We start from the raw sequence: 22433 nt of genomic DNA, 5'->3' as shown, positions 1-22433 counted from the left end.
AGCCCTTGGCCCCAACTGAGCAGATAGAGGTTTTCAGACGCGGGCGCGTCGTCCAAACAAACTTGCGACAGTGCAAGAAAGAGCACGACACACGAGGCAAAAGGAAATCTGCTCGCTAACGTTCGCCGCGGGTAACAATGTGGGAATAAGTCTTGGCGAATCTTCTTCGGATCAATGACTTATGCCCCCTTGGTGCGCTCGGAGCGGCAGTCGCATTTGTTGCGATTTCAATACTACGGGCATGGGCTAGGTTCAGCGTGCATTTTCCGCCTCTAGGTGCTTTTCACGCCCTGCGTCAGGCGCACCAGTTCGCAGCCGCCTACGCATCTGTGCGCGCCGCGATGACTTAGCGGATCATCCGCGCAAGATCCGATTTCCGGTACGGCTTGCTGAGAACGGCAACGTCCGGATTGAGCCGACCCTGGTGAATGATGGTGTTCCGCGGATATCCCGATGTGTAGAGGACGGGAACGCCGGGCCGACGCTTGAGAATTTCGGTGACAAGTTGCCGTCCGTTCAGGCCGCCAGGCATGATCACGTCCGTGAACAGGAGATCGAATGGAACACCCCGATCCGCCAATTCCAGCGCTTCAACGGCATTGCCGGCCGCGATCACCGTGTACCCGAGACTCTCGAGTTGAACGACGACGTTGCGGCGGACCAACGGATCATCCTCGACAACCAGGATCGACTCGCCCCCGCCCTGCGGGGCGGCGGACTCGGCGAGGTCTTGGGGGCGCGATCGACATCCAGCAGCAGTCGCCACCGGACATGCTGGGCGGCCCCGCCGACCGTCTGTTGCCGATCCTCATGACCTCGCTCCTGACCAACCTCGGGCTGCTGCCGCTCGCGCTCGGCGCGGGCGAGCCTGGCCGGGACATCGAGGGCCGCCCCATGGCCGTCGTCATCCTCGGCGGTCTGTCGACGTCGATGGCGCTGAACCTGCTGGTGCTACCGACACTCGCCTTGCGTTTCGGCCGGTTCGTCCACAATGCGCGGACGGGGCGCAATACAGGCGCCGCTGCCATTCGCTGATCGAGAGCTGGGACTCGTCCTCAACCGAAGCGCCGGTCATAGGCGAGCACGGCTTCAAGCAGCACCTGCGCGCCGCTGCCGCACTCGTCAAACGAGGTGGATTCGGATTCGTTGTGGCTGACGCCGCCGGCGCAGGGAACGAAGATCATGGTGGTCGGTGCGACGCGCGCGATATAGGCGGCGTCGCGGCCCGCGCCGGACACCATGTCGCGGGTGAGATAGCCGGCCTTCTCGGCGCCGCCGCGCACGCAGCCAATCATCTCCGTATCGAAGCGCACCGCCGGACTGTCCCAGATGCGCTTCTCTTCATAGGTCAGCCCGAGCGGCTCGATCGTGTCCTTCAGCGCAGCGCGGAACTCCTGCTCCATCGTCTCCAGCACAGCTTCATCGGGATGCCGGAAGTCGACGCAGAAGAACACCTCGCCCGGCACCACGTTGCGCGAGTTGGGCCGCACCTCCATCAGCCCCACGGTGCCGACGGCATCGGGTGAATGCTTGATCGCGATCGCGTGGATCTGCTCGACCATGCGCGACGCGCCGAGCAGCGCGTTCTTGCGCAGATGCATCGGCGTCGCGCCGGTGTGCGCAGCCTGACCAGCCACTGTGACCTCGTACCAGCGCATGCCCTGCACGCCGGTGACGACCCCGATGGTCTTGCCTTCCGCTTCCAGGATCGGCCCCTGCTCGATGTGCAGCTCGAACATCGCGCCGATCTTGCGCTGTCCCACCGGCTCGCTCCCCTTGTAGCCGATACGGGTCAGCTCGGCCTCGAACGCCTTGCCGTCGCGGTCGCGGCGCGAATAGGCGAACTCACGCGTGAAGGCGCCGGCGAACACGCCAGAGGCCAGCATCGCCGGCGCGAAGCGCGAGCCCTCCTCGTTGGTCCAGTTGATGATCTCGAGCGGCGCGTTGGTCTCGTAGCCTGTCGCGTGCAAGGTGCGCATCACTTCCAAACGCACCGAGCACGCCCAGCACACCGTCGAACTTGCCGCCGGTGGGTTGCGTATCGAGGTGCGAACCCATGCAGATCGGCGGCAGGTCGGTGCGCTTGCCGGGACGGCGCGCGAACATGTTGCCGCAATCATCGACGGTGACCGTGCAGCCGATCGCCTCGCAGGCGCGCTTCAACCAGTCACGGACCTTGCGGTCGTCATCGGACAGCGTGAGCCGGCAGATGCCGCCTTTCGCCGTGCCGCCGAACCGCGCCGTTTCCATCAGGCTGTCCCACAGCCGCTGCGGATCGATCGACAGATTGGTGCGGTCGCCCTTGGCCGGAGTTGTCACGGTCTCGCTCATGGCACCACCAGCATGCTGCGCGACACCGGCCTGGGCGCCGAGAATTCCTTCCAGGTGCTGTTGGCGACATGCGACGCGGGGAATGGCGGCCGGGCGATGAATTGCCCGTCGCCGTTCTCGGCGCGCAGCTCGCCGTCCTGCCAGGCGATGCGGCCACCCGAGAGCGTGATGCGCGGCGCGCCGGTGCAGGCGATGCCTTCGAACACGTTGTAATCGATGCGGCTGGTCTGGGTCTTGGCCGAGATGGTCTTGCTTTTGGCCGGATCCCAGATCACGAGATCGGCGTCCGAGCCCACCGCGACCGCGCCCTTGCGCGGATAGATGTTGAGGATGCGTGCGATGTTGGCCGAGGTGACTGCTACGAACTCCTCTTTCGTCAGCCGTCCCGTGTTGACGCCCTTGGTCCACAGCACCGGCAGCCGGTCCTCGACGCCACCCGTGCCGTTCGGGATCATGCGGAAATCGTTCAGGCCGAGCTGCTTCTGCTCGCGCGTGAACGAGCAGTGGTCGGTCGCGACCACCTGCAGCGAGCCGGACTGCAGCCCGGCCCACAGCGAGTCCTGATGCTTCCGCGGCCGGAACGGCGGCGACATCACGCGCGCCGCCGCGTAGTCCCAATCGGGATTGCGGTATTCGTCCTCGTCGAGCACGAGGTGCTGGATCAGCGGCTCGCCATAGACGCGCTTGCCGGAGGCGCGGGCGCGGGCGATCGCCTCATGCGCCTCGCGGCAGGAGGTGTGGACCACATAGAGCGGCGAGCCCGCCATGTCGGCGATCATGATCGCGCGGTTGGTGGCTTCGCCCTCGACCTCGGGCGGCCGCGAATAGGCGTGATTTTCAGGTCCGGTCGCGCCCTTGCCCATCAAGGTCTCCTGCAGGCGGAACACGACGTCGCCGTTCTCGGCATGCACCAGCGGCAGGGCACCGAGCGCGGCGCAGCGCGAGAACGAGTTGAACAACTCGTCGTCGTTCACCATCAGCGCACCCTTATAGGCCATGAAATGCTTGAAAGTGTTGATGCCGTAGGTCTTCACCACGGCTTCCATGTCGTCATAGGTCTCCTTCGTCCACGACGTCACCGCCATGTGGAAGGAATAGTCGCAGGCCGCCTTCTCGCTCTTGTGGCGCCAATCCTGATAGGCTTTGAGCATCGACTCGCCCGGAGCGGGGATGCAGAAGTCGACGATCATCGTAGTGCCGCCGCACAGCGCCGCCTTGGTGCCCCATTCGAAATCGTCCGCCGACACCGTGCCCATGAACATGAGCTCCATGTGGGTGTGCGGGTCGATGCCGCCTGGCAGAATGTCGCAGCCGCCGGCCTCGATCACCTCACAGTCTGTCGGCGCCGACAACTTCTCGGCCACTGCTGCGATCTTGCCGTCCTCGATCAGGACGTCGGCGCGGCGGGAATGATCATGGTTGATGACGGTGCCGCCGCGAATGAGAATGGTCATGAGCGCTCCTCCGGCTGGATGGCGTGGTCGTGTCGAGCTTGGTGATCAGGAGTGGATGGCTGCAGCACCGTGAGGCGCTGCAGCCGAGATGGCTGGCGATGGCGCGTGTTTACTTCAGAGCGGCGTCGATCACGGCGTGGGACCAGGCGCCCTCCGGCTTCTTGGTGATGACCGGCTGGTCGCCGCCCGCACCGAGCAGCGTCGTCACGGTGCGATCGAAATCGGCCGGATCGAGCTTGCCGTTGGAGCCGGCGGTGAGCTTGTTGATCTCGCCCATCATACGCTTCTGATGCGCCTCCATCTGGGCACCGGTCGCATCGTTGTCGAGCACGATCTTGACCGCCTCGTCCGGATTGCTGCGCGCGAATTCCCAACCCTTCATCGTGGCCTTGACGAACTTCGCCATCTTGGCGGTGAAGGCCGGGTCCGACAGCTTGCTCTCGAGCACGTAGAGCCCGTCTTCCATGGTCGAGACGCCCTGGTCGGTGTAGTTGAACACCACGAGCTCGTCGGGCTTTAGCCCGGCGTCGATCACCTGCCAATATTCATTGTAGGTCATGGTCGAGACGCAGGCGGCCTGCTTCTGGATGAGGGGATCGACGTTGAAGCCCTGCTTGATCACCTTGACGCCTCCGGCCGAGCCGTCGGTCTTGTAGCCAAGCTTGGCCATCCAGGCCATGAACGGATACTCGTTGCCGAAGAACCAGACGCCGAGCGTCTTGTCCTTGAAATCGGCCGGGGTCGCGACGCCGGAGTCCTTGCGGCAGGTCAGCATCATGCCCGAGCGCTTGAAGGGCTGGGCGATGTTGACCAGCGGCACGCCCTTCTCGCGCGCGGCGAGCGCGGCCGGCATCCAGTCGATGATCACATCGGCGCCACCGCCGGCGATCACCTGCGGCGGAGCGATGTCGGGACCGCCCGGCTTGATGGTGACGTCGAGGCCTTCCGCCTTGTAGAACCCCTTGTCCTTGGCGACGTAGTAGCCGGCGAACTGCGCCTGCGTGACCCATTTCAGCTGCAAGGTCACCTTGTCATCGGCCGACGCAGGAGCCGCAATTCCCACCAGCAGCGCCGCGCCGAGTATCAATCTCTTCAGCATCCGTCGTCTCCCCTGTTCAACACCACTAACCAACAAACCTCGTCTCAACCCCGGTTGGACGGGTGCCAGAAAGTCACCCGTTTCTCGAGCAGCACCAGCGCGCCGAAAAAGGCGGAGCCAGCGATGGCTGCGATCACGATCGTCGCCCACACCATGTCGAGCGACATGCGGCCGACCTCGGTCGAGATGCGAAATCCCATGCCGAGCGTCGGCGTGCCGAAGAACTCCGCCACGATCGCGCCGATCAGCGCGAGCGACGCGTTGATCTTCAGCGCATTGAACAGGAACGGCATCGCTGCCGGCAGCCGCAGCGCCAAGAGGGTCTGCAGCCAGGAGGCGCCGTAGCTGTACATGAGGTCGCGCTCGAGCCGCCCGGCCGCGGCAAGGCCTGCGACCGCGTTCACCAGCATCGGGAAGAAGGTCATGACGACGACCATGGCGGCCTTCGACTGCCAGTCGAAGCCGAACCACATCACCAGGATCGGCGCGATGCCGATGATCGGTAGCGCCGAGACGAAGTTGCCGATCGGGATCAGGCCACGGCGCAGGAAGTCCGAGCGGTCGCAGGCGAGCGCGACCAGAAAGCCGGCGGCTGAGCCGATCAGCCAGCCTGGAACGGCCGCTCGGACGAAGGTCTGTACGAAGTCGGCGCCGAGCGTCGGCAGCGACGCGAACAGCCGCGCCAGAATCAGCGACGGCGCCGGCAGCAGCACGGTCGGCACCTTCAAGCCGACGCAGATCACTTCCCACAGGAACAATAGCGTCAGTCCGAACAGCAGCGGCACAGCGGCCGGGGCAAGCCGAGTCAGTAGCGAAGGCAGACCTTCCGAGCGGCTCCAGATGACGTTGGCAAACCAGGCGATGGCCCAGGTCGCGAGTGCGAGTGTGATCACGACCGAGCCCGATGCGCCGCGATGCGCGAGCATGAGTGCAAGGGTGGCGAGCAGGCTTCCGGCTGCGAGCAATGCCATCAGTGACATCGCCTGCTTGCGATCGCTTGCGGCTGACGCGATGGCACTCATGGCCGCGTCCCCATTGCCTTCAAGGTCAGCCTTTCGGCGAGCGTGATGAGCGCCACGAGGAGCGCAGCGAGGAGCGCGGCCATCACCAGCGCCGACCATATCTGTACGGTCTGGCCGTAATAGGAGCCCGAGAGCAGACGCGCGCCAATGCCAGCCTGCGCGCCGGTCGGCAGCTCGCCGACGATGGCGCCGACCAGGCTGATCGAGATCGACACTTTCAGGCTGGCGAACAGCAGCGGCACCGCGGCCGGCCGGCGCAGCTTGGCGAAGATCTGCGTCGCGGACGCGTTGTAGGTGCGCATCAGGTCGAGCAGCATCGCGTCGGGCGAGGTCAGGCCCTTGACCATGCCGATGGTAACCGGGAAGAACGACAGATAGGCCGAGATCACGGCCTTCGGCAGCAAGCCGACGATGCCGATCGAGCCGAGCGCGACGATGATGATCGGCGCGATCGCCAGGATCGGAATGCTCTGGCTGGCCACGATCCACGGCATCAGGCTGCGGCGCAGCGCATTGACGTGCACGACCGCGACTGCTAGCGCGATGCCGAGCAGCACGCCGATGACGAAGCCTGCGAGAGTCGCAGAGATTGTCACCCAGGCGTGGGTGAGAAGATTGCGCGGATTGAGCACGAGGCCGCCGGCGGTCTCGCGCAGCAGCCGCGTCCCGATGGTCGAGGCATAGAGTTCGCCGATGATCTGGTGCGGCGCCGGCAGCACCGGCCTCTCCAGGCTCCAGGCCACCTCGTAGCGATTGGCGAACCCCTCGACACGCGCGAGCTGCGGCAGGTCGCGGTTCATCGGCAGACAGGCGAGATACCACACCGCCAATACGATCGCCGTCAGCGTCAACACCGGGACCAGTCTGCCGCGCCGCAGGCCGTCCCACGTCCGGTGGGAGGCCGAAGCTTCGCGCGGTGACCCCAGAGCGACGCTAGTCATCGTAGCTGTGGCCGGCGCGCAGCCCCTCCCTGACACGGTGGGCCACTTTGAGAAACTCCGGGCTTTCGCGAATGTCGAGCGTGCGCTCGGCACCGAAGTCGCAATCGATCACGTCGATGATGCGGCCCGGGCGCGGCGACATCACCACGATGCGCGACGACAGGAACACAGCCTCGGGAATTGAGTGCGTGACGAAAACGACGGTCTTGCGGGTCTCGTTCCAGAGCTTGACGAGCTGCTCGTTCAGCTGGTCGCGCACGATCTCGTCCAGCGCGCCGAACGGCTCGTCCATCAGCAACAGCTCAGGTTCAAACGACAGCGCACGCGCGATCGAGACGCGCTGCTGCATGCCGCCGGACAGCTGCCACGGATATTTCTTGGCAAAGCCCGACAGCCTGACCATGTCGAGATGCTTGCGCGCCCGCACACGGCGCTCGGCTTTCGGCAGGCCGAACACTTCGAGCGGCAGCATCACATTGGCTTCGACCGTGCGCCACGGATACAGCGCCGGAGCCTGGAACACGTAGCCATATTGGCGCTTCAGACGCGCCTCATGTGGCGCAAGGCCATTGACGGTGATGCTGCCGGATGTCGGCTGCTCGAGATCGGCGATCACGCGCAAGAGCGTGGTCTTGCCGCAGCCTGACGGGCCGATGAAGGAGACGAACTCGCCCTTCGCGATTGTGAGATTGGCATCGGCGAGCGCGTAGACCGGACCGTCGCCGGTCTGGAAAGTCAGCGACAGATTGCGAATGTCGATGGCCGTCTGCGCGCTCACCGCTCACCCTTCCCTGGTGCCGCTCGATCGCGCGCATCGAAGCAAGCCGTATGCCATGCCCTGCTCCCTAACGTAAAAGGCATTACTTGCGAATGCGTCCAATCCGCCTGCGCAAGATTTGACCATCTGGTCAGATCTGTTGCATGCTGCCTGCGGACCAATCTACACGATCTCATCGATTTGCAACGGACTGTCTGATGGCGGCGCGCACGATCCTGAAACGCAAGGCCCGCAAAACGGCGGCTCCTGATACGGAGACTCGGGCCAAGACGCGCGGCGGCGAGGCCAATGTGCAGCGCATCCTTGACGCCGCGCTCTCGGTATTCGCCATGGACGGCTTCGCCGGCGCCCGCATCGACGCCATCGCCGATCTGGCGGGCCTGTCGAAGCCGAACCTCTTGTATTACTTCCGCACCAAGCAGGATCTCTATCTCGCGGTGCTCAAGCGGACGCTGGATATGTGGCTGGTGCCGCTGGCGCGGATCGACGCGCAGAGCGACCCGCGAATCGCGCTGACCGACTACATCACCGAGAAGCTGGAGTATGCCCGCGACCATCCCAAGGCATCGCGGCTGTTCGCCATCGAGGTGATGCGCGGCGCACCGGTGCTCGGCAAGGTGCTGCAGGACGACCTGAAGCAGCAGGTCGACAGCAAGGTGACCTTGCTGCGGCGCTGGATGGCACAGGGCAAACTGCCGCGACGGGACCCGCATCATCTCATTTTCATGATCTGGGCGACGACGCAACATTACGCCGATTTCTCCACACAGGTCGAGGCCATCACCGGCCGCACGCTTGATCATCCCGCCTTCTTCACCGCGGCACGGCAGTCGATCCTCGACGCCGTGCTCGGGCCGTAGCAGGACTGAGCCGAACTACTCCGCGGCATATTTGGCGGGCCTCGGGCTCGTCGCCATCGGATTGTTCGGATGTTCGAGCCAGGTGCGGTGGCCGCCGACCTTCAGGCCGGTGCGACGATCGACGTCGCCTTCCCTCAGCGGCACCATGGTGATGCAGTTCTCGATCGGGCAGACAACGGCGCAGAGATTGCAGCCGACGCATTCCTCCTCGATCACCTCGAAATGGCGCTGGCCGTCCTTGAGGCTGGTGATCGCCTGGTGCGAGGTGTCCTCGCAGCCGATATGGCAGCGGCCGCATTTGATGCAGAGGTCCTCGTCGATGTGGGCCTTGACGACATAGTCCAGGTTCAGATGCTGCCACTCGGTCTTGCGCGGCGCGGCAAGGCCGACAAAATCCTCCGTTCGCGCGTAGCCCTTCTGGTCCATCCACTCCGACAGGTCGGCGATCATCTCCTCGACGATCTTGAAGCCGTAGGCCATGGCCGCCGTGCAGACCTGGACGTTAACCGCGCCGAGCGCCATAAACTCGGCCGCATCACGCCATTTCTCAATGCCGCCGATGCCTGAGATCGGCAGGCCTTGCGTCGCCGGGTGGCGCGCGATCGCCGAGACCATGTTGAGCGCGATCGGCTTGACGACCGAGCCGCACATGCCGCCATGCGTGCCGTAGCCGTCGATATGCGGCCACGGCGCCATCTGGTCGATGTCGACGCCCATCAGCGCGTTCACGGTGTTGATCAGCGACACCGCGTCCGCACCGCCGCGTTTTGCCGCTTCCGCCGGCGGCAGGATGCTGGCGACGTTCGGCGTCAGCTTCACGATGACCGGCATCCGCGTCGCCGCCTTGCACCAGCGCGTGACCATTTCGATGTACTCGGGCACTTGGCCGACCGCAGCACCCATGCCCCGCTCGCTCATGCCGTGCGGGCAGCCGAAATTCAGCTCGATGCCATCAGCGCCGGTCTCTTCGACCCGCTTGATGATCGCGGTCCAATTCGGCTCCTCGCAGGGCACCATCAGTGAGACCACGACGGCGCGGTCCGGCCAGTCGCGCTTGACCTGCGTGATTTCCTGCAGGTTGACCTCGAGCGGACGGTCGGTGATCAGCTCGATGTTGTTGAAACCGATAACGCGGCGGTCGCTGCCATGGATGGCGCCATAGCGCGGACCGCTGACATTGACGATCGGCGGATCCTCGCCGAGCGTCTTCCAGACCACGCCGCCCCAGCCCGCCTTGAAGGCGCGGATGACGTTGTAGGCCTTGTCTGTCGGCGGCGCCGAGGCGAGCCAGAACGGATTGGGCGAGGTGATGCCGGCGAAGCTGCTGCGGAGGTCGGCCACGACTCAAGCTCCTGCGTGCTCGGGCACTGCAGCGGACTGCAGCGCCGCGAGGATGGACGCCGCAGCCGCCTTGCCGTCGGCGACGGCGGCCACGGTGAGATCGCTGCCACCGGCAACGCAGTCGCCGCCGGCCCAGACGCCGGGAAGGCTGGTGCGGCGCGCAGAATCGACCGCGATGCGGCCGTTCTCGAAGCTGACACCGCTATCGGCGAGGTCGCTCGCGAGCAGAGTCTGGCCGATCGCGGTCAGCACCTGGTCGGCCGCGAGCGTGACCCGCTCGCCGGTCGGGACCAGCCGGTCGCCCTCGCTGCGCGTCCGCTCGAAGGTGACGCCGCTGACGGCACCATCGGCGCTCTCGAACGCAACCGGGACGAGGTTCTCGCGGATCAGCACCCCGCGCACCTGCGCCACGTCCTGCTCATAGCGCGAGGCCGGCATCTCGGCCTTGGAGCGGCGATAGGCGATGGTGACACATTCCGCGCCGAGCAGCTTGACCTGGGTCGCCGCATCGATCGCGGTCATGCCACCGCCGATCACGATGACGTTGCGCCCGATCGGCAGCACGGTCTTGTCCGGCGCCTGACGCAGCGCTGCGATGAACGCCACGGCATCGCTGACGCCCGCCGGCACCTCGCCGAAACCAAGCCCGTTGGTGCCGCCAAGGCCGAGGCCGAGAAACACCGCATCATGTTCCACTCTCAGGTTGGCCAGGGTGATGTCGCGCCCTATCGCCTTGCCGTATTCGATCGTGATCCCGCCGACGGCAAGAACATAAGCAAGCTCCGCTTGCGCGATGTCGCCGGTGACCTTGTAGGCGGCGATGCCATATTCGTTGAGTCCGCCGCCCTTGGGACGCGCCTCGTAGATCGTCACCTGATGACCGGCCCGCGCCAGCGCGTGCGCGCAGGACAGCCCGGCCGGACCGGCACCGACCACGGCGACGCGCTGTCCTGTCGGCGGACCGGCGCGATAGAGCTGGCGCCCGCTCGCGAGCAGCGCGTCGGTCGCATGGCGCTGCAACCGTCCGATCTCCACCGCCCGCGCCTCCGAGGACTCGCGCACGCAGGCGCCCTCGCAGAGATTTTCAGTGGGACAGACGCGGGCACACATCGCACCCATGATGTTGGCATCGAGGATGGTCTTGGCAGCAGCAACCGGAAGACCATTCGCGATCTGCCGGATAAAGAGCGGAATGTCGATCTCGGTCGGGCACGCCGCGACGCAAGGCGGGTCGTAGCAGAACAGGCAGCGCTCGGCGGCGACGCGCGCCTCGTTGGGATGGAGTGGCGCGACCAGATCCTTGAAATTCTCGCGGCATAGCTCGGCAGAGATTCTGCGGCCCGCGAGGCCGGCAGCCGGTTCGTTGCTCAACCTAGTCCTCCTGCAGTCTCGGTCGCTGAGCGACCAGTGCGAGAACGATCTTGCTCCGGAAGATTTGACCAATTGATCAAAATTGTCAAACGCCGACATGCGTTGCGGCCGCAAAAAAGATGTCGGCGCGCGCCTGAACACGGCCTCTGCCCGCGCGACCGGCGCACTGCCGATTCCCGTGGCAATGATTGCCCTTGGTTTGAGCGATCCGGCGGAGCTTGCAGATCACCAGGCGACAACGACAGGCGCGTCTTCGTCCGTACAGAGTCACGCGAGCGGCAGCGGAAGTCTCGCCAGGCCAGGCGCCCCGCGACGACAGCGAGCTCGCGATTGCTGCACGCATCATCGCGGCGGCGCATTGCAACGCAAGCGGTCGGATCGGCGAGGTCGCGTTGCCGGACAGCCGGTGGTGAGCAATGACGGAGGCACAATAATGAACGATAAAGGCGGCGCCAGGCGATTTCGCATCCAGCTCGAACGTACCGATGGGACATTCACGTTCGACGCCCCAGCCGACGAATATTTGCTCTACAGCATGATCGATGCCGGCATCGAGAGCCCCCACATTTGCGAGCAGGGCTGGTGCCTCGCCTGCGCGGCGCGCCTATTGTCGGGCGAGGTCGACCGCTCCGGCGCGCTTACGGTCTATCCCGAGGACGCCGAAGCCGGCCTCCTGCTGCTATGCTGCACCAAGCCATGTTCAGATCTGATCCTTATGCTTGACGAGCGTCAAGCCCGCCGGGAGATGGTGCAGCACCGGATCGCGCATAATCAGCTCGCGCGCGCCTATCCGCCGGGCGCGCGCCTCCGCTTCCGTCGCGGACGAGCCACACCGAGAATGGGACCTGGCGACTGGCTAGCTTGCGCAACAGACCATTTGCACAACTATTCGTCGCAAGCGCGGTCCAGGTCGCCGCTCCAAGCTCATCCGCCCATTCGATCACCGCAACAAGTCACACCGCAGACGATCCCAGCGAGACGTGACGACGAAACCGTCGTGGGTCATGCGATCAGTTATTCGATGAACAATGCGCACTCTTATGCGCTAAATTGGTCATTTGAGTAACCACCAACAGCTCCGAGCCTCGGCGCCTACCTTCTTTACTGCGGGTCGCGGACGCTTGGCGATTCCTTGTTGAAGCTTACGCGGCGCGGACGCCAGCGAGGAAGGTGTTCACTTCGCTCGCGAGTCGCTCGGCTTGCTTGGAGAGGTTGGCGGCGGCGGTGAGCACGCGGCCGGCGGCGCCGCCGGTCTCGTTCGCAGCGGTGGAAACACCGCCGATGTTGGCGGTAACATCGCGAGTAGCTTCCGCCGTCTGCGTCACGTTGCACGCGATCTCCGCGGTGGCCGCACCTTGCTCCTCGATCGCCGATCCAATCGTTGTGGTTATCGCGCTGACTTCTTCGATCGTGGACGTGATGCCAGCGATGGCACCGACAGCTTCCTTGGTCGCGGTTTGGATCTGAGCGATACGTTCGCCGATCTCCTGGGTTGCCTGGGCGGTCTGGCCAGCCAATGTCTTCACTTCAGCCGCCACGACTGCGAAGCCGCGTCCGGCATCACCTGCGCGCGCGGCTTCGATTGTGGCGTTGAGCGCAAGTAGGTTGGTCTGTTCGGCGATGCTTGAAATTAGCTCGGCGACATGCTCGATCTGCTGGGCTCCATCGGAGAGCGCACGCACGATGGTATCGGTGCGCCGGGCGCTCTCGACAGCACGCCCGGTCACTTCGGCTGACTGTGCGACCTGGCGGCTGATCTCGGTGATCGAGGAGGAGAGCTCCTCCGCGGCGGCCGCAACCGTCTGTACCCGCGAGCTTGCCTGTGTCGCTGCAAGACTGACGGCCGATGCACGCTGGTTGGTGCTTTCGGCGGTCCCGGTCATCGACTTCGCAGTGGTTTCGAGCTCGCCCGCGCCGGAGGCCATCAGAGCAACGAGCTGACCGACGGAAGCATCAAAATGGTCAGCAAGCGTGATCAGCGCCGCGCGCTTCTCTTTCTCGCCGCGCTGCTTGGTGATGGCCTGTTCCTCTTCGAGCGTGCGCGCGGTGATCGCGGTCTGGCGCAGCACCTCGAGCGTCTGGGCCATGCGTCCAATCTCGTCGCCGCGGTCGGTCTCGGCAACCGGCGTCTCCAGGGCGCCGCCGGCAATACCCTGCATCCGATCTTCCAGCCGATGCAGGCCGCCGACGACGTTCCGCGACACCAACCATGAGAGAAGGGCGAGCAGCAGCGTGAGACCGCTGCCGACGGTCCCAAGGCGCAAGAGCAGCGCGTTTACGTCCGCGTCGAGATCGTCGACATAGACCCCGTAGCTCATGCTGATGTTCCAGGGCGCGAAGGCACGGCCGTAGACCAGCTTGCGCAGCGGCTGGGTTTGGCCGGGCCGCGGATAGAGATAGGAACTTGTACCACCCTCTGGCCCCTGTCGGGCTGCACCGATCTGAGCCTCTGAGATCACAACGCCGTTGGCATCCTTCATGCCGAGCACCTTGCCTTCCAGCTTTTCGTCCGCACCATTCAGCAGCACCGAGGAATCGGCCATGTTATGGGCGATCGGATAAATCTGGCCGTTGTTGAATTTCATATGATGGCCGATGCGGCGAAATTCGACCTTGGCCTGGTCGATACTGATCTTTCCGGCGGCGACTTCATCCTGAAGCATTTGCGCCTGGCCGTACAGCAGGTCAACGGCCGCGTGGAGTTGTCCGATGCGATCGTTGATCATGCGCGTGCGGGTAAGGAAACTGGCCACACCAACGATCGCGCAGACTGCCAACGCAGCCAAGACTACCATGCTGGCGAACTTGGTGCGGATCTTGAAACGACTAAGCAGGCTCATCTTCTGTCCCCAGAATACAATCTTCCTAACGATAGCGTGCAACTGCTTACTAATAATGAATTATTGCCAGGCGTTCCGCTCCGATCGCTCGGATGTTCACAGCGAGTGCTCGGAGAACGTCGCCGTGCCGATCTGGACTCGGACGGACATCCACATGCGGCGGATGCGATCCGCGTCCGCCTGACCAGCGATGAGGCAGCAATTCAGAAGCCGTTCACCGGCCAACGAACATGCTTGACGGTCCCGAAGTTCGCTGTTGTGCCGGGAATCGCTTTCCTCACGCCTTCGGCGTGCCAACTATGTAATCTCCGTTCAGTCAAAAAACTTGAACAACGTCGCCGGATTCTTGACCAGAACCTTTTCGAGCAGGGCCTCGTCCGGTACGTACCGGTAAAGCAGCTCGAGCAAGTCGGCGTCATTAGGTGGCTGTACGACCGAGACCGGATGCGGCCAGTCGCTGGCCCAGACGCAGCGGTCGGGCGCCGCCTCCAGATAGGCGTGCGCGATCGGCAGCACGTCGTCCCAGGGCGGCCCCTTCTTCGATGTCTTCTCGCCAAGCGAAAGCATCACCCAGAAATTGCCCTTCGACAGCAGATCGAGCACCGCACGGAGATTTGGATCGTTCTTACCCAAGGCCGGGTCCGGCCGCCCCATGTGATCAATCAGGACCGGTACCTCGAGCGAAGCAATCTTGTCGAGATTGGCGACGATGCCGTCCTTTTCCGGCTGGAACTTGGCGTACCAGCCAAGCTCCTTGATCCGCGCGATGGCGCGCGCATAGTCGCCGTCCGACAGCACAGCGCCCAGTTCTTTGCGAAAGCTGAAACGCGCGCCACCGACGCCCGCGTCGTTCAGCTTGGCGAGATAGGCATCGTCACGCTCGGCAAATACCAGCGCGTTGGCACAGGCTTTGTAGTTCGGTCCCATGGCCGCGAGAGCGTCCAGCACGACCGCGTGATCCGCGCCATAGGTCGTGGTCTGCACGATGATGCCGCGCTCGATGCCGAGCGCCGTGTGCACCCGCAATGCGGCCTCCCAGGTCGCGCTCGGCATCTGGTACGCCGCACCTGGTCGGGCCGGATAGCGCTCCGGCGAGCCCAGCACGTGAAATTGGCTGTCGATGCTTTTGCGCGGCGGCTTTTTGGCGGGCGTGCGCGGATTGGGATCGAATGGCAGATAGGTCGGCATCAAACTCTTCCTCAATCGATGACGGCGGTGAAGTCGCATTGCACCAGCGCGCCGCCTTCCATCTCCATGGAAAGCGCGTGGCGCGCTGGACGCGAATGCTCGTCCGGAAACATCTTCAGCCACTCCACGTTCACCGGACCGCGCTGGCTGCGATCCTTCAGCCAGACCGTCATCTTGATGATGTCATCCGTGGTGCCACCGCCCGCCTCCACGATAGCCCTCATATGCGCGAACATGTTCGCGCACTGGTTCTCGATGTCGGCCGGCATCTCGCCAGTCTTCGGGTCGCGTCCGAGGATGACGCCGGACATCAGGAGATTGCCGATCCGGCTCGCGTTCGGGATCGGATTGACGTGCTTGAACTCGCCGATATGGACGCTGCGGCGTCGCTTCGAGGTCGATGTCATCGGGTGAACTCCAACTTCAGACAAACTGGCAGGAGACCGATCCGTGGGGACCGTAGTCGGCGTGGATGGTATCGCCGCGGCTGATCTCGATCGGCCGCGTGAACGACCCCGCCAGCACCACCTCCCCCGCAGCGAGATGCTCACCATGCGGCGCCAGCCGGTTGGCGAGCCAGGCGATGCCATAGGCCGGATGATTGAGGACACCGGCAGCGATGCCGGTCTCCTCGACCTGTCCGTTCTTGAACAGCAGCGCGCCGACCCAGCGCAGGTCGACATCGAGCGGGCGGAACGGACGGCCGCCGACCACCAGCGCGGCGTTCGCCGCATTGTCCGAGATCGTGTCGATGACCGTCCGCGGCTTCTTCGTTTCGGGATGGACGCGATGCATCCGCGTTTCCAGGATTTCGAGCGCGGGGGTGACGTAGCCGGTGGCGTTGAGTACATCGAAGATCGTGCAATCGGGCCCGCGCAGCTCGGTCTTGAGCACGAAGGCCAGCTCAACTTCGATGCGCGGCGCATGGAATCGGTCATAAGGGATAGTGCCGGCGTCCTGATAGAACATGTCGGCGAACAGCACGCCATAGTCCGGCTCGGAGATGCCGACCGCGTTCTGCATCGCTTTCGACGTCAGGCCGATCTTGTGGCCTTTGATGACACGGCCACGCTCCAATTGAAGGGCCGTCCAGCTGCGCTGGATCGCGTAGGCATCGTCGATCACCATATCCGGATATTCGGCCGTGAACATCGAGATCAGGGATTTGGTGCGCTCGGCCTCGTCGAGGCGGCGCGCCAGCATGTCGATTGTCTTCTGGTCGAGCACGTTCACTTCTCCTCGGCGACCGCGTTGCGCAGGATGCCGATCCGGGTCGACTCGACCTCGACGACGTCGCCGGGCTTGAGCCAGCGCGGCGGCGTAAACCGGGCGCCGGCACCGGTCGGCGTTCCCGTCGCGATCATGTCGCCCGGCTTGAGCGTAGCGAATGTCGACAGGTATGAGATCAGGTAGTCGAAGGTGAACATCAGCCGCTCGGTGGAGTCCTGCTGCCGTACCTCGCCATTGACCCGCGTGATGATATCGTGCGGGCCCTTTGGATCGCACTCGTCCGCGGTGACGATCCACGGCCCGATGCTACCCGAACGGTCAAAGTTCTTCCCCTGGGTGACGTTGAACTTGCCGTGGTGCAGCCAGTCCCGGACTGAGCCTTCGTTGCAAAGGGTCATGCCGAAGATATGCGACCACGCATTCTCACGGCTGATGTGTCGGCCTTCCTTGCCGATGACGATGACGAGCTCGCCTTCATAATCGAGCTGCTCAGACACTCTTGGCTTTTCGATTGGTTGCCCCGAACCGACGATCGACGACGGATTGCGCACGAACAGGCTGGGATATTTCGGCAGGTCCGAATTGTCCTTGTACTCCGCGTTGCGATCCCTGTAGTTGACGCCGATGCACCAGATCTTTTCCGGTGCCGGAATCGGCGACAGCAATGTCAGCTCGCTCAGCCGACGGTCCGGCTTTCGCCCCGCTGCCACGACCCTCGCCTTTGCGAGTGCGTCCGCGGCGATCAGGCTGCGCAGATCGGCAAATTCCGAGCCGAGTGGCTCGCTCAGCTCGACCACGCCATCACCGATGACGACGCCGTATTGGTTCTTCCCATCGACAAGATAGGTGCAGAGTTTCATCAGGGTCCTCCGAGAATAGCCCTCAAATCGCCTGCTGCCGGATCCTGGCGCTGGCGTGAACGCTGAGATCGCGGCCGCGCGTTTCCGGAAGCATCAAGGTCATGGCGAGGAACACGAACAGCGCGGGCGCGACGATCAGCATGCCCGCCGCCAGTTGCCCGCCGGACGCCGCCGCAACCATCGGCACCACCACGGGCGCGAGGCTTCCGACGCCGCGGCCGGCCATGTAGACGACGGAGACGGCGGTGGAGCGCACCTCGATCGGATAGAGCTCCGAGAGCCAGGTGCCGACGACACCGAGCGCCGAGTTACCGATCACGAAGGCGAAATAGATCCAGAGCATCGGGAAGCCGAGCACGCTGCCGCCGAAGGCCTGGTGTCCGTAAACATAGAGTCCGCCGACCATGACGATCCAGCCGAGCGCCGGAACGAGCGCACCGAACCGCCGGCCAAATTTGTCGTTCAGCAATCCCATGCTGATGTAGGAGAGCCCGCCGACGAAGGAGGCGACGACCGAGATGTTCCTGATGATATCGGGCGGGGTGCCGAGCGAACGCTGCAACAAGGTCGGCATAAACACGACGACGCCGTAGTAACAGAACATGTAGCCCATCATCCACAGCAGCGACATCACCGAGACCTTGATCAGGTCCCGGCCGAACATGGCGGCCAGCGTGTTGGTCGAGCGAGCCGCTACTGGTGCCGTACCGGCCTTGCGCTGGCGATCAAATTGCAGCCACGCCTTTGATTCCGGCATGAAGAAGCGGATGAAGATCATCAGAAGCAGCGGCGAGCCGCCGGTCAGCAGTGCGATCCGCCAGCCCCATTCGAGACTGAATGACGTCGTGGCCCAGACGCCGACGATCGAGGCGCCGGCGCTGGCGATCACCGCGCTGCCCTGGATGAAGGCGCTGCCCAGGCCACGGCGTTCCTTGTTCCAGGCTTCGTTGAACAGCACCATGCCGGCGCCCCATTCGCCGCCAAGCCCGACGCCAGTGACGAAACGCAGCATGGCGAGGCTCGCATAGTCCCAGGCGAAGGCCGAGGCGATCGAGCCAATGGCGAAGACACCGAGGGTCAGCAGGAGCGACTGGCGGCGGCCGATCCGGTCGCCGGCCCAGCCGAACAGCGCACCGCCCAGCACCGAGCCGATCAATGTCAGGCTGGTGACGCTGGCGACCTGGCCAAGCGAGATGTTGAGCGACCTCTGGATCGATCCCATCAGGAACGGCATGATGAGGACATCGTAGAGATCGAGCGCAAAGCCGAGCATGCACGACAGGATGATCGCGACGCGCTCGCGCGAGGTGTAACCTTGATCGGCCGCGATCGGCGCTGCGTCGGCCTGAAGCATGTCATCGGCTCGCGAGATTGTTGTCATCGGGTCACTTCGAGGTTTGAAAAACAGACTTCAGCGTGACGATCTCACCGAGCCGGGCGTAACGCGGCCCGGCAATCCGGGCGATCGGGTTGAGTTTCTCGGTCTCGATCTTGCCGTCGCTGAGGAGCTCCTCCCTGATGTGAAACGCGATCACTTCCCCGACGATCAGACGGCTGCGTGTTTCGCCGAATTCGAGGCATTGCCGGAAGAGGCATTCCATCGCGACCGGCGCCGCCGCCAGTCGCGGCACCGCGATGCGGTCACTTGCGACCGTCTCCAGGCCAAGCACGTCGACCTCACTGACGTCGGATGGATGTTCGACGGAGCTCTCGTGTACGGCATTCATCAGCGGCGCATCGGCGATGTGCACGACATACTCCTCGAGATCGAGGATGTTGCGCGCAGTATCTTTGTAGACATTTCCCTTGCGTCCGACACTGATGGCGAGCATCGGCGGCTTGGGCGAGACGAAGGTGAAAGCGCTGAACGGTGCCAGATTCACGGTCTTCGCGCGCGAAAGGCTCGTAACCCAGGCGATCGGCCGTGGCACCACGATGCCGGTCAGCAATCTGTAGGCCTGCTCGGCGCCGAGATCCCTGGGATCAATGCTTGGCATAAGCCGATCCCCGCTGCACACGCGCCTCGACCGGAGCTGCTACGCTGCGATAGCGCTTCGCGTTGTCGGGCGATGCATCTTGTTCATGTGGCTGCGGCGTATTGCCGCTACGATAACAATGTTTCCAACCCATCTGAAGTCCGCTTGCCGCGTCTGTTGTTGTTCACGCATTCCCGATCGATGTCGAACGCGTATAGTTGTGGCGTGATGTGAACCGTGGGGCTTGCAGCGTCCAGGAAATTATGTCCATTTTGTCCATATTGTGGACAATGGAGAAACGGGTGCAGCGCAACAAATCGATTGTGGATGCAGCGCCACGGCAACGCCCGCGCCAGGGCGCGCAGGCCATCCGGCGCGCACTCGCAGTTCTCCGCATTCTGGCGGCGGGCCGCGAGAACGGATTGCCGTTACGCGAGGTCGTGCGCGCCACGGGGCTGACGCGGCCGACCGTCCATCGCATCATTCACGTGCTGATCGAGGAAGGTATCGTCGAACGGATCGAGGCGAGCGATCGTTTCGCGGTCGGGCGGCAGGTGCCCGAACTCGCGCTGGCGCGCCAGACACGCTCGAAGCTGCTCGTCGTCGCCGAGCGCTCGCTTGCAGAACTGTCCGCAGAGATCGGCGACACAGTGTTTCTGACCACGCGCACGGGATTGGATACTCTGTGCGTGTCGCGACGCGTGGGCAGCTTTCCAATCCAGGTGCTGTCGATCGAGGTCGGTGCGCGCCGGCCGCTCGGCGTCAGCAGTGCTGGCGTGGCGATCCTGGCTGCCATGCCGGCGCGTGAAGCGCGCGCGATCCTCGAAAGGAACGCCAACCGCTTCGGCTCATATAAGACGACAGTCTCCGTGATCCTCGAGCAGATCGCCGAGGCACGCCGGCGCGGCTATAATCTGCGCGACAAGGGGCTGATCGAGGGCACCCGCTCGATCTCGGCCTGGATCACCGGCCGCGATGGACAGGCGCTCGCAGCGGTGACGGTGTCCGCAATTCGAAGGCGCCTCAATCCTCGGCGAGCATCCGAGGTCGCGGAGACGGCGATGCGCGCCGCTCGGTCAATTGAACACGCGCTTTGATGAATCCCATTGCCGCAACCAAGGGTAACGTATCCCTCCGCTAAGGGCCGCCTTGCGCTGATGGAATGAGGCGCGAAGGCTATCGCCGGCTGCTTGAACGCCAGGCCGGATTTCATGTGTGCGCCGAAGCCGAAGACGCGATACAGGCCTATTGCGCCTACAAGGACCACCGTCCAGGCGTTGCGATCATGGACATCGCCCTGCCCGGCGCCAGCGGCCTTGAGGCGGTGCGTCATATACAGCAGTGGGACGAGGACGCCCAGGTGCTCGCTTTCAGCATGCACGCCGGCCCGGCTTTCGCGCTCAAGGCGTTCGAGGCCGGCGCATCGGGATACGTGACGAAGAGCACCAAACCGGAAGACCTGCTGAGCGCGGTGAGGACCGTCGCGGGCGGAGGACGGTTCTTAAGCGAGGACATCGCGCGCGTCACGGCCGTCCGGGCCACGAAGCGTGGTCGAACACTTAGGCGCGCGCCGGCCCTGAGCGGCGGTCGAGGTATCCCCGCTGTTCGGCCGCCGTCAGGGGATAAGCAGACATCTGGCGAATGCGGCACGACCGCCGCTTTTGACCACCCTCATCGGCAGAGAGGGGCTGGAGTCCTGGCGTATGGCGCGCGCCACCACCTCGCAAGAAGCAGAACGTTCACAGCAACAACCTCGGTAGACCTCAGCCGACTCGTATCCTTCGGCGGCGCTTGCCGACCGATATCCGCGGCACGAACTGCGGCTGAGACGGACCAATGCAATTGGAGGTCGTTGGCCGCATCGCCGAGAAGGTTCGCCGCCCGAGATCTCGCCGGAAGCAGCGGCCGTCGCCGTCACGGACGTGCTCGAGTTGATCGTCGACACCTGCCCCGAAAGCCCAGGGACCGACTGGGCCCGACCGGCGACTTGCCTGGCAAGTTTCTGTACAATCCAGGTATGCCCGAGTCCGATCCGAAGCATGGCGCACCAGGAGCGCCCCATCGCAAGATCATCCACATCGACATGGATGCCTTCTACGCGTCCGTCGAACAGCGCGACAATCCGGACTTGCGCGGCAAGCCTGTCGCCGTCGGCGGATCGAAGGAACGTGGCGTCGTGGCCGCAGCGAGCTATGAAGCTCGAGCGTTCGGCGTCCGCTCCGCAATGCCATCGGTGACCGCTAAGCGCAAATGCCCCGACCTGATCTTCGTCAGGCCGCGGTTCGAGGTTTACAAGGCGATCAGCCGGGAGATCCGCGACATCTTCGCCGAGCACACCGCAATCATCGAGCCTCTCTCACTTGACGAGGCCTACCTTGACGTGACCGAGAACCTGCAGCACATTCCCGTCGCCACCGATATCGCCACGGCGATCAGGGCGAAGATCCTGCGCGAGACCTGCCTGACCGCATCCGCCGGCATCTCCTATAACAAGTTCCTGGCGAAGCTCGCCTCGGATCACCGAAAGCCAAACGGCCAGTTCGTGATCACCCCAAAGATGGGACCAGCTTTCGTCGAAGAGCTCCCGGTCGGGAAATTCCACGGGATCGGTCCGGCGACCAATGCGAAGATGAACAGGCTCGGTATCTTCACCGGCATGGACATGCGCAATCAGACCCTTGAGTTCATGAACGCCCATTTCGGCAAGGCCGGCGCCTACTACTACTGGATCTCACGCGGTGTCGACGAACGCCCCGTTCGCGCGAACCGTATTCGGAAGTCTGTCGGCGCCGAAAACACCTTCTCCGGCGACCTCACCGAGTTTGCGGCGTTGGTCGCGGAGCTCGACCCTTTGGTCGACAAGATCTGGGGTCACTGCGAAAGCACCGGCAATTTCGGCCGCACCGTGACGTTGAAGGTGAAGTTTTCCGACTTCGAGATCATCACCCGTAGCCGCTCGCTCGCATCGGCGATCTCCAGCCGCCAAGACCTGGGACGCTTGACCATCGGTCTCCTCGAAAGCGAGATGCCAACGCCGAAGCCGGTCAGACTATTGGGCGTCTCACTATCGTCGCTGCAGTCCGAGGCGGAGTGCGGACCTCAACTGGACCTGCCGATCTGAGCGATGCGCGGCTTGTTTTCG

The 22433-nt window shown here is 64.0% G+C and carries 19 protein-coding genes and 3 pseudogenes; 6 read left to right on the top strand and 16 right to left on the bottom strand.

Annotated features, from left to right (window positions below):
- Positions 1-346 precede the first annotated feature (346 nt).
- The gene (locus BRAS3843_RS26540; protein WP_008972193.1) at positions 347-766 is read right to left on the bottom strand and encodes a response regulator; all 420 of its coding nucleotides are present in this window, start codon (positions 764-766) and stop codon (positions 347-349) included.
- Positions 767-786: 20 nt separating this feature from the next.
- On the opposite strand from BRAS3843_RS26540, the pseudogene BRAS3843_RS26535 reads away from it, so the two are divergent.
- Positions 787-1035: pseudogene (locus BRAS3843_RS26535) on the top strand (efflux RND transporter permease subunit); the annotation flags it as partial.
- Between the two features lie 20 nt (positions 1036-1055).
- Here BRAS3843_RS26535 and BRAS3843_RS26530 read toward each other — a convergent pair.
- The 6 genes and pseudogenes from BRAS3843_RS26530 to BRAS3843_RS26505 all read right to left on the bottom strand — a co-directional run bounded on the left by BRAS3843_RS26530 (position 1056) and on the right by BRAS3843_RS26505 (position 7625).
- Positions 1056-2331: pseudogene (locus tag BRAS3843_RS26530) on the bottom strand (Zn-dependent hydrolase).
- The gene (gene hydA, locus BRAS3843_RS26525) at positions 2328-3785 is read right to left on the bottom strand and encodes a dihydropyrimidinase (RefSeq protein ID WP_008972189.1); all 1458 of its coding nucleotides are present in this window, start codon (positions 3783-3785) and stop codon (positions 2328-2330) included. The pseudogene BRAS3843_RS26530 and the gene hydA overlap by 4 nt, the downstream one beginning before the upstream one ends.
- Before the next feature lie 109 nt (positions 3786-3894).
- Entirely contained in the window at positions 3895-4884 is a 990-nt protein-coding gene (locus BRAS3843_RS26520) for an ABC transporter substrate-binding protein (RefSeq protein ID WP_008972188.1), read from the bottom strand.
- 44 nt (positions 4885-4928) lie between these two features.
- Entirely contained in the window at positions 4929-5906 is a 978-nt protein-coding gene (locus tag BRAS3843_RS26515) for an ABC transporter permease (protein ID WP_008972187.1), read from the bottom strand.
- Entirely contained in the window at positions 5903-6847 is a 945-nt protein-coding gene (locus BRAS3843_RS26510) for an ABC transporter permease subunit (protein WP_008972186.1), read from the bottom strand. The genes BRAS3843_RS26515 and BRAS3843_RS26510 overlap by 4 nt, the downstream gene beginning before the upstream one ends.
- Positions 6840-7625: an ABC transporter ATP-binding protein gene (locus tag BRAS3843_RS26505; protein ID WP_008972185.1), complete on the bottom strand. Its 786-nt coding sequence runs from the start codon at positions 7623-7625 to the stop codon at positions 6840-6842. Before BRAS3843_RS26505 ends, BRAS3843_RS26510 begins: the two co-directional genes overlap by 8 nt.
- 197 nt (positions 7626-7822) lie before the next feature.
- On the opposite strand from BRAS3843_RS26505, the gene BRAS3843_RS26500 reads away from it, so the two are divergent.
- Positions 7823-8485, top strand: coding sequence for a TetR family transcriptional regulator C-terminal domain-containing protein (locus tag BRAS3843_RS26500; protein ID WP_008972184.1), 663 nt, complete (start codon positions 7823-7825; stop codon positions 8483-8485).
- A 15-nt stretch (positions 8486-8500) separates the two neighbouring features.
- On the opposite strand, the gene preA is transcribed toward BRAS3843_RS26500, so the two are convergent.
- Both preA and BRAS3843_RS26490 read right to left on the bottom strand, forming a co-directional pair.
- Positions 8501-9826 (bottom strand): NAD-dependent dihydropyrimidine dehydrogenase subunit PreA, encoded by a 1326-nt coding sequence (gene preA / locus BRAS3843_RS26495; RefSeq protein ID WP_008972183.1) that lies wholly within the window; start codon positions 9824-9826, stop codon positions 8501-8503.
- Positions 9827-9829: 3 nt separating this feature from the next.
- Positions 9830-11158: an NAD(P)-dependent oxidoreductase gene (locus BRAS3843_RS26490; RefSeq protein WP_244425480.1), complete on the bottom strand. Its 1329-nt coding sequence runs from the start codon at positions 11156-11158 to the stop codon at positions 9830-9832.
- Between the two features lie 121 nt (positions 11159-11279).
- On the opposite strand from BRAS3843_RS26490, the gene BRAS3843_RS42305 reads away from it, so the two are divergent.
- A complete protein-coding gene (locus BRAS3843_RS42305) occupies positions 11280-12263 on the top strand; it encodes a 2Fe-2S iron-sulfur cluster binding domain-containing protein (protein ID WP_244425475.1) in 984 nt (327 codons plus the stop codon).
- 76 nt (positions 12264-12339) lie between these two features.
- On the opposite strand, the gene BRAS3843_RS26480 is transcribed toward BRAS3843_RS42305, so the two are convergent.
- The 7 genes from BRAS3843_RS26480 to BRAS3843_RS26450 all read right to left on the bottom strand — a co-directional run bounded on the left by BRAS3843_RS26480 (position 12340) and on the right by BRAS3843_RS26450 (position 19312).
- Positions 12340-14037: a methyl-accepting chemotaxis protein gene (locus tag BRAS3843_RS26480; protein ID WP_008972179.1), complete on the bottom strand. Its 1698-nt coding sequence runs from the start codon at positions 14035-14037 to the stop codon at positions 12340-12342.
- Positions 14038-14349: 312 nt separating this feature from the next.
- On the bottom strand, positions 14350-15225 hold the full coding sequence (locus tag BRAS3843_RS26475) for an amidohydrolase family protein (RefSeq protein WP_008972178.1): 876 nt from the start codon (positions 15223-15225) through the stop codon (positions 14350-14352).
- Between the two features lie 11 nt (positions 15226-15236).
- Entirely contained in the window at positions 15237-15632 is a 396-nt protein-coding gene (locus BRAS3843_RS26470; protein ID WP_008972177.1) for a RidA family protein, read from the bottom strand.
- Between the two features lie 16 nt (positions 15633-15648).
- On the bottom strand, positions 15649-16452 hold the full coding sequence (gene hpaH / locus BRAS3843_RS26465; RefSeq protein WP_035982857.1) for a 2-oxo-hept-4-ene-1,7-dioate hydratase: 804 nt from the start codon (positions 16450-16452) through the stop codon (positions 15649-15651).
- 2 nt (positions 16453-16454) lie between these two features.
- Positions 16455-17315, bottom strand: a complete 861-nt coding sequence (locus BRAS3843_RS26460) for a fumarylacetoacetate hydrolase family protein (protein WP_008972175.1) — start codon at positions 17313-17315, stop codon at positions 16455-16457.
- Between the two features lie 22 nt (positions 17316-17337).
- A complete protein-coding gene (locus BRAS3843_RS26455; RefSeq protein ID WP_035982842.1) occupies positions 17338-18669 on the bottom strand; it encodes an MFS transporter in 1332 nt (443 codons plus the stop codon).
- Between the two features lie 31 nt (positions 18670-18700).
- Positions 18701-19312, bottom strand: coding sequence for a flavin reductase family protein (locus BRAS3843_RS26450; RefSeq protein ID WP_008972173.1), 612 nt, complete (start codon positions 19310-19312; stop codon positions 18701-18703).
- A 281-nt stretch (positions 19313-19593) separates the two neighbouring features.
- Between BRAS3843_RS26450 and BRAS3843_RS26445 the strand changes: the two genes are divergently transcribed.
- From BRAS3843_RS26445 to dinB, 3 genes and pseudogenes are all read left to right on the top strand, one after another.
- Positions 19594-20388, top strand: a complete 795-nt coding sequence (locus BRAS3843_RS26445) for an IclR family transcriptional regulator (RefSeq protein WP_008972171.1) — start codon at positions 19594-19596, stop codon at positions 20386-20388.
- Between the two features lie 65 nt (positions 20389-20453).
- Positions 20454-20756: pseudogene (locus BRAS3843_RS42300) on the top strand (response regulator transcription factor); the annotation flags it as partial.
- Positions 20757-21308: 552 nt separating this feature from the next.
- Positions 21309-22412, top strand: coding sequence for a DNA polymerase IV (dinB, locus tag BRAS3843_RS42295; RefSeq protein WP_008972170.1), 1104 nt, complete (start codon positions 21309-21311; stop codon positions 22410-22412).
- The last annotated feature ends 21 nt before the right edge of the window (positions 22413-22433 follow it).

The sequence above is a fragment of the Bradyrhizobium sp. STM 3843 genome, from assembly GCF_000239815.1.
Classification (GTDB): Bacteria; Pseudomonadota; Alphaproteobacteria; order Rhizobiales; family Xanthobacteraceae; genus Bradyrhizobium.
Note: the sequence above shows the minus strand (reverse complement) of the source record. Positions and strands in the feature narration are given on the sequence as shown.

Bases quoted from the DNA above. Each gene is read 5' to 3' on its own strand.
- hydA (WP_008972189.1), bottom strand. From the start codon at position 3,785: ATGACCATTCTCATTCGCGGCGGCACCGTCATCAACCATGATCATTCC.
- BRAS3843_RS26520 (WP_008972188.1), bottom strand. From the start codon at position 4,884: ATGCTGAAGAGATTGATACTCGGCGCGGCGCTGCTGGTGGGAATTGCG.
- BRAS3843_RS26515 (WP_008972187.1), bottom strand. From the start codon at position 5,906: ATGAGTGCCATCGCGTCAGCCGCAAGCGATCGCAAGCAGGCGATGTCA.
- BRAS3843_RS26510 (WP_008972186.1), bottom strand. From the start codon at position 6,847: ATGACTAGCGTCGCTCTGGGGTCACCGCGCGAAGCTTCGGCCTCCCAC.
- BRAS3843_RS26500 (WP_008972184.1), top strand. From the start codon at position 7,823: ATGGCGGCGCGCACGATCCTGAAACGCAAGGCCCGCAAAACGGCGGCT.
- BRAS3843_RS26480 (WP_008972179.1), bottom strand. From the start codon at position 14,037: ATGAGCCTGCTTAGTCGTTTCAAGATCCGCACCAAGTTCGCCAGCATG.
- BRAS3843_RS26475 (WP_008972178.1), bottom strand. From the start codon at position 15,225: ATGCCGACCTATCTGCCATTCGATCCCAATCCGCGCACGCCCGCCAAA.
- BRAS3843_RS26470 (WP_008972177.1), bottom strand. From the start codon at position 15,632: ATGACATCGACCTCGAAGCGACGCCGCAGCGTCCATATCGGCGAGTTC.
- BRAS3843_RS26460 (WP_008972175.1), bottom strand. From the start codon at position 17,315: ATGAAACTCTGCACCTATCTTGTCGATGGGAAGAACCAATACGGCGTC.
- BRAS3843_RS26455 (WP_035982842.1), bottom strand. From the start codon at position 18,669: ATGCTTCAGGCCGACGCAGCGCCGATCGCGGCCGATCAAGGTTACACC.
- BRAS3843_RS26450 (WP_008972173.1), bottom strand. From the start codon at position 19,312: ATGCCAAGCATTGATCCCAGGGATCTCGGCGCCGAGCAGGCCTACAGA.
- dinB (WP_008972170.1), top strand. From the start codon at position 21,309: ATGCCCGAGTCCGATCCGAAGCATGGCGCACCAGGAGCGCCCCATCGC.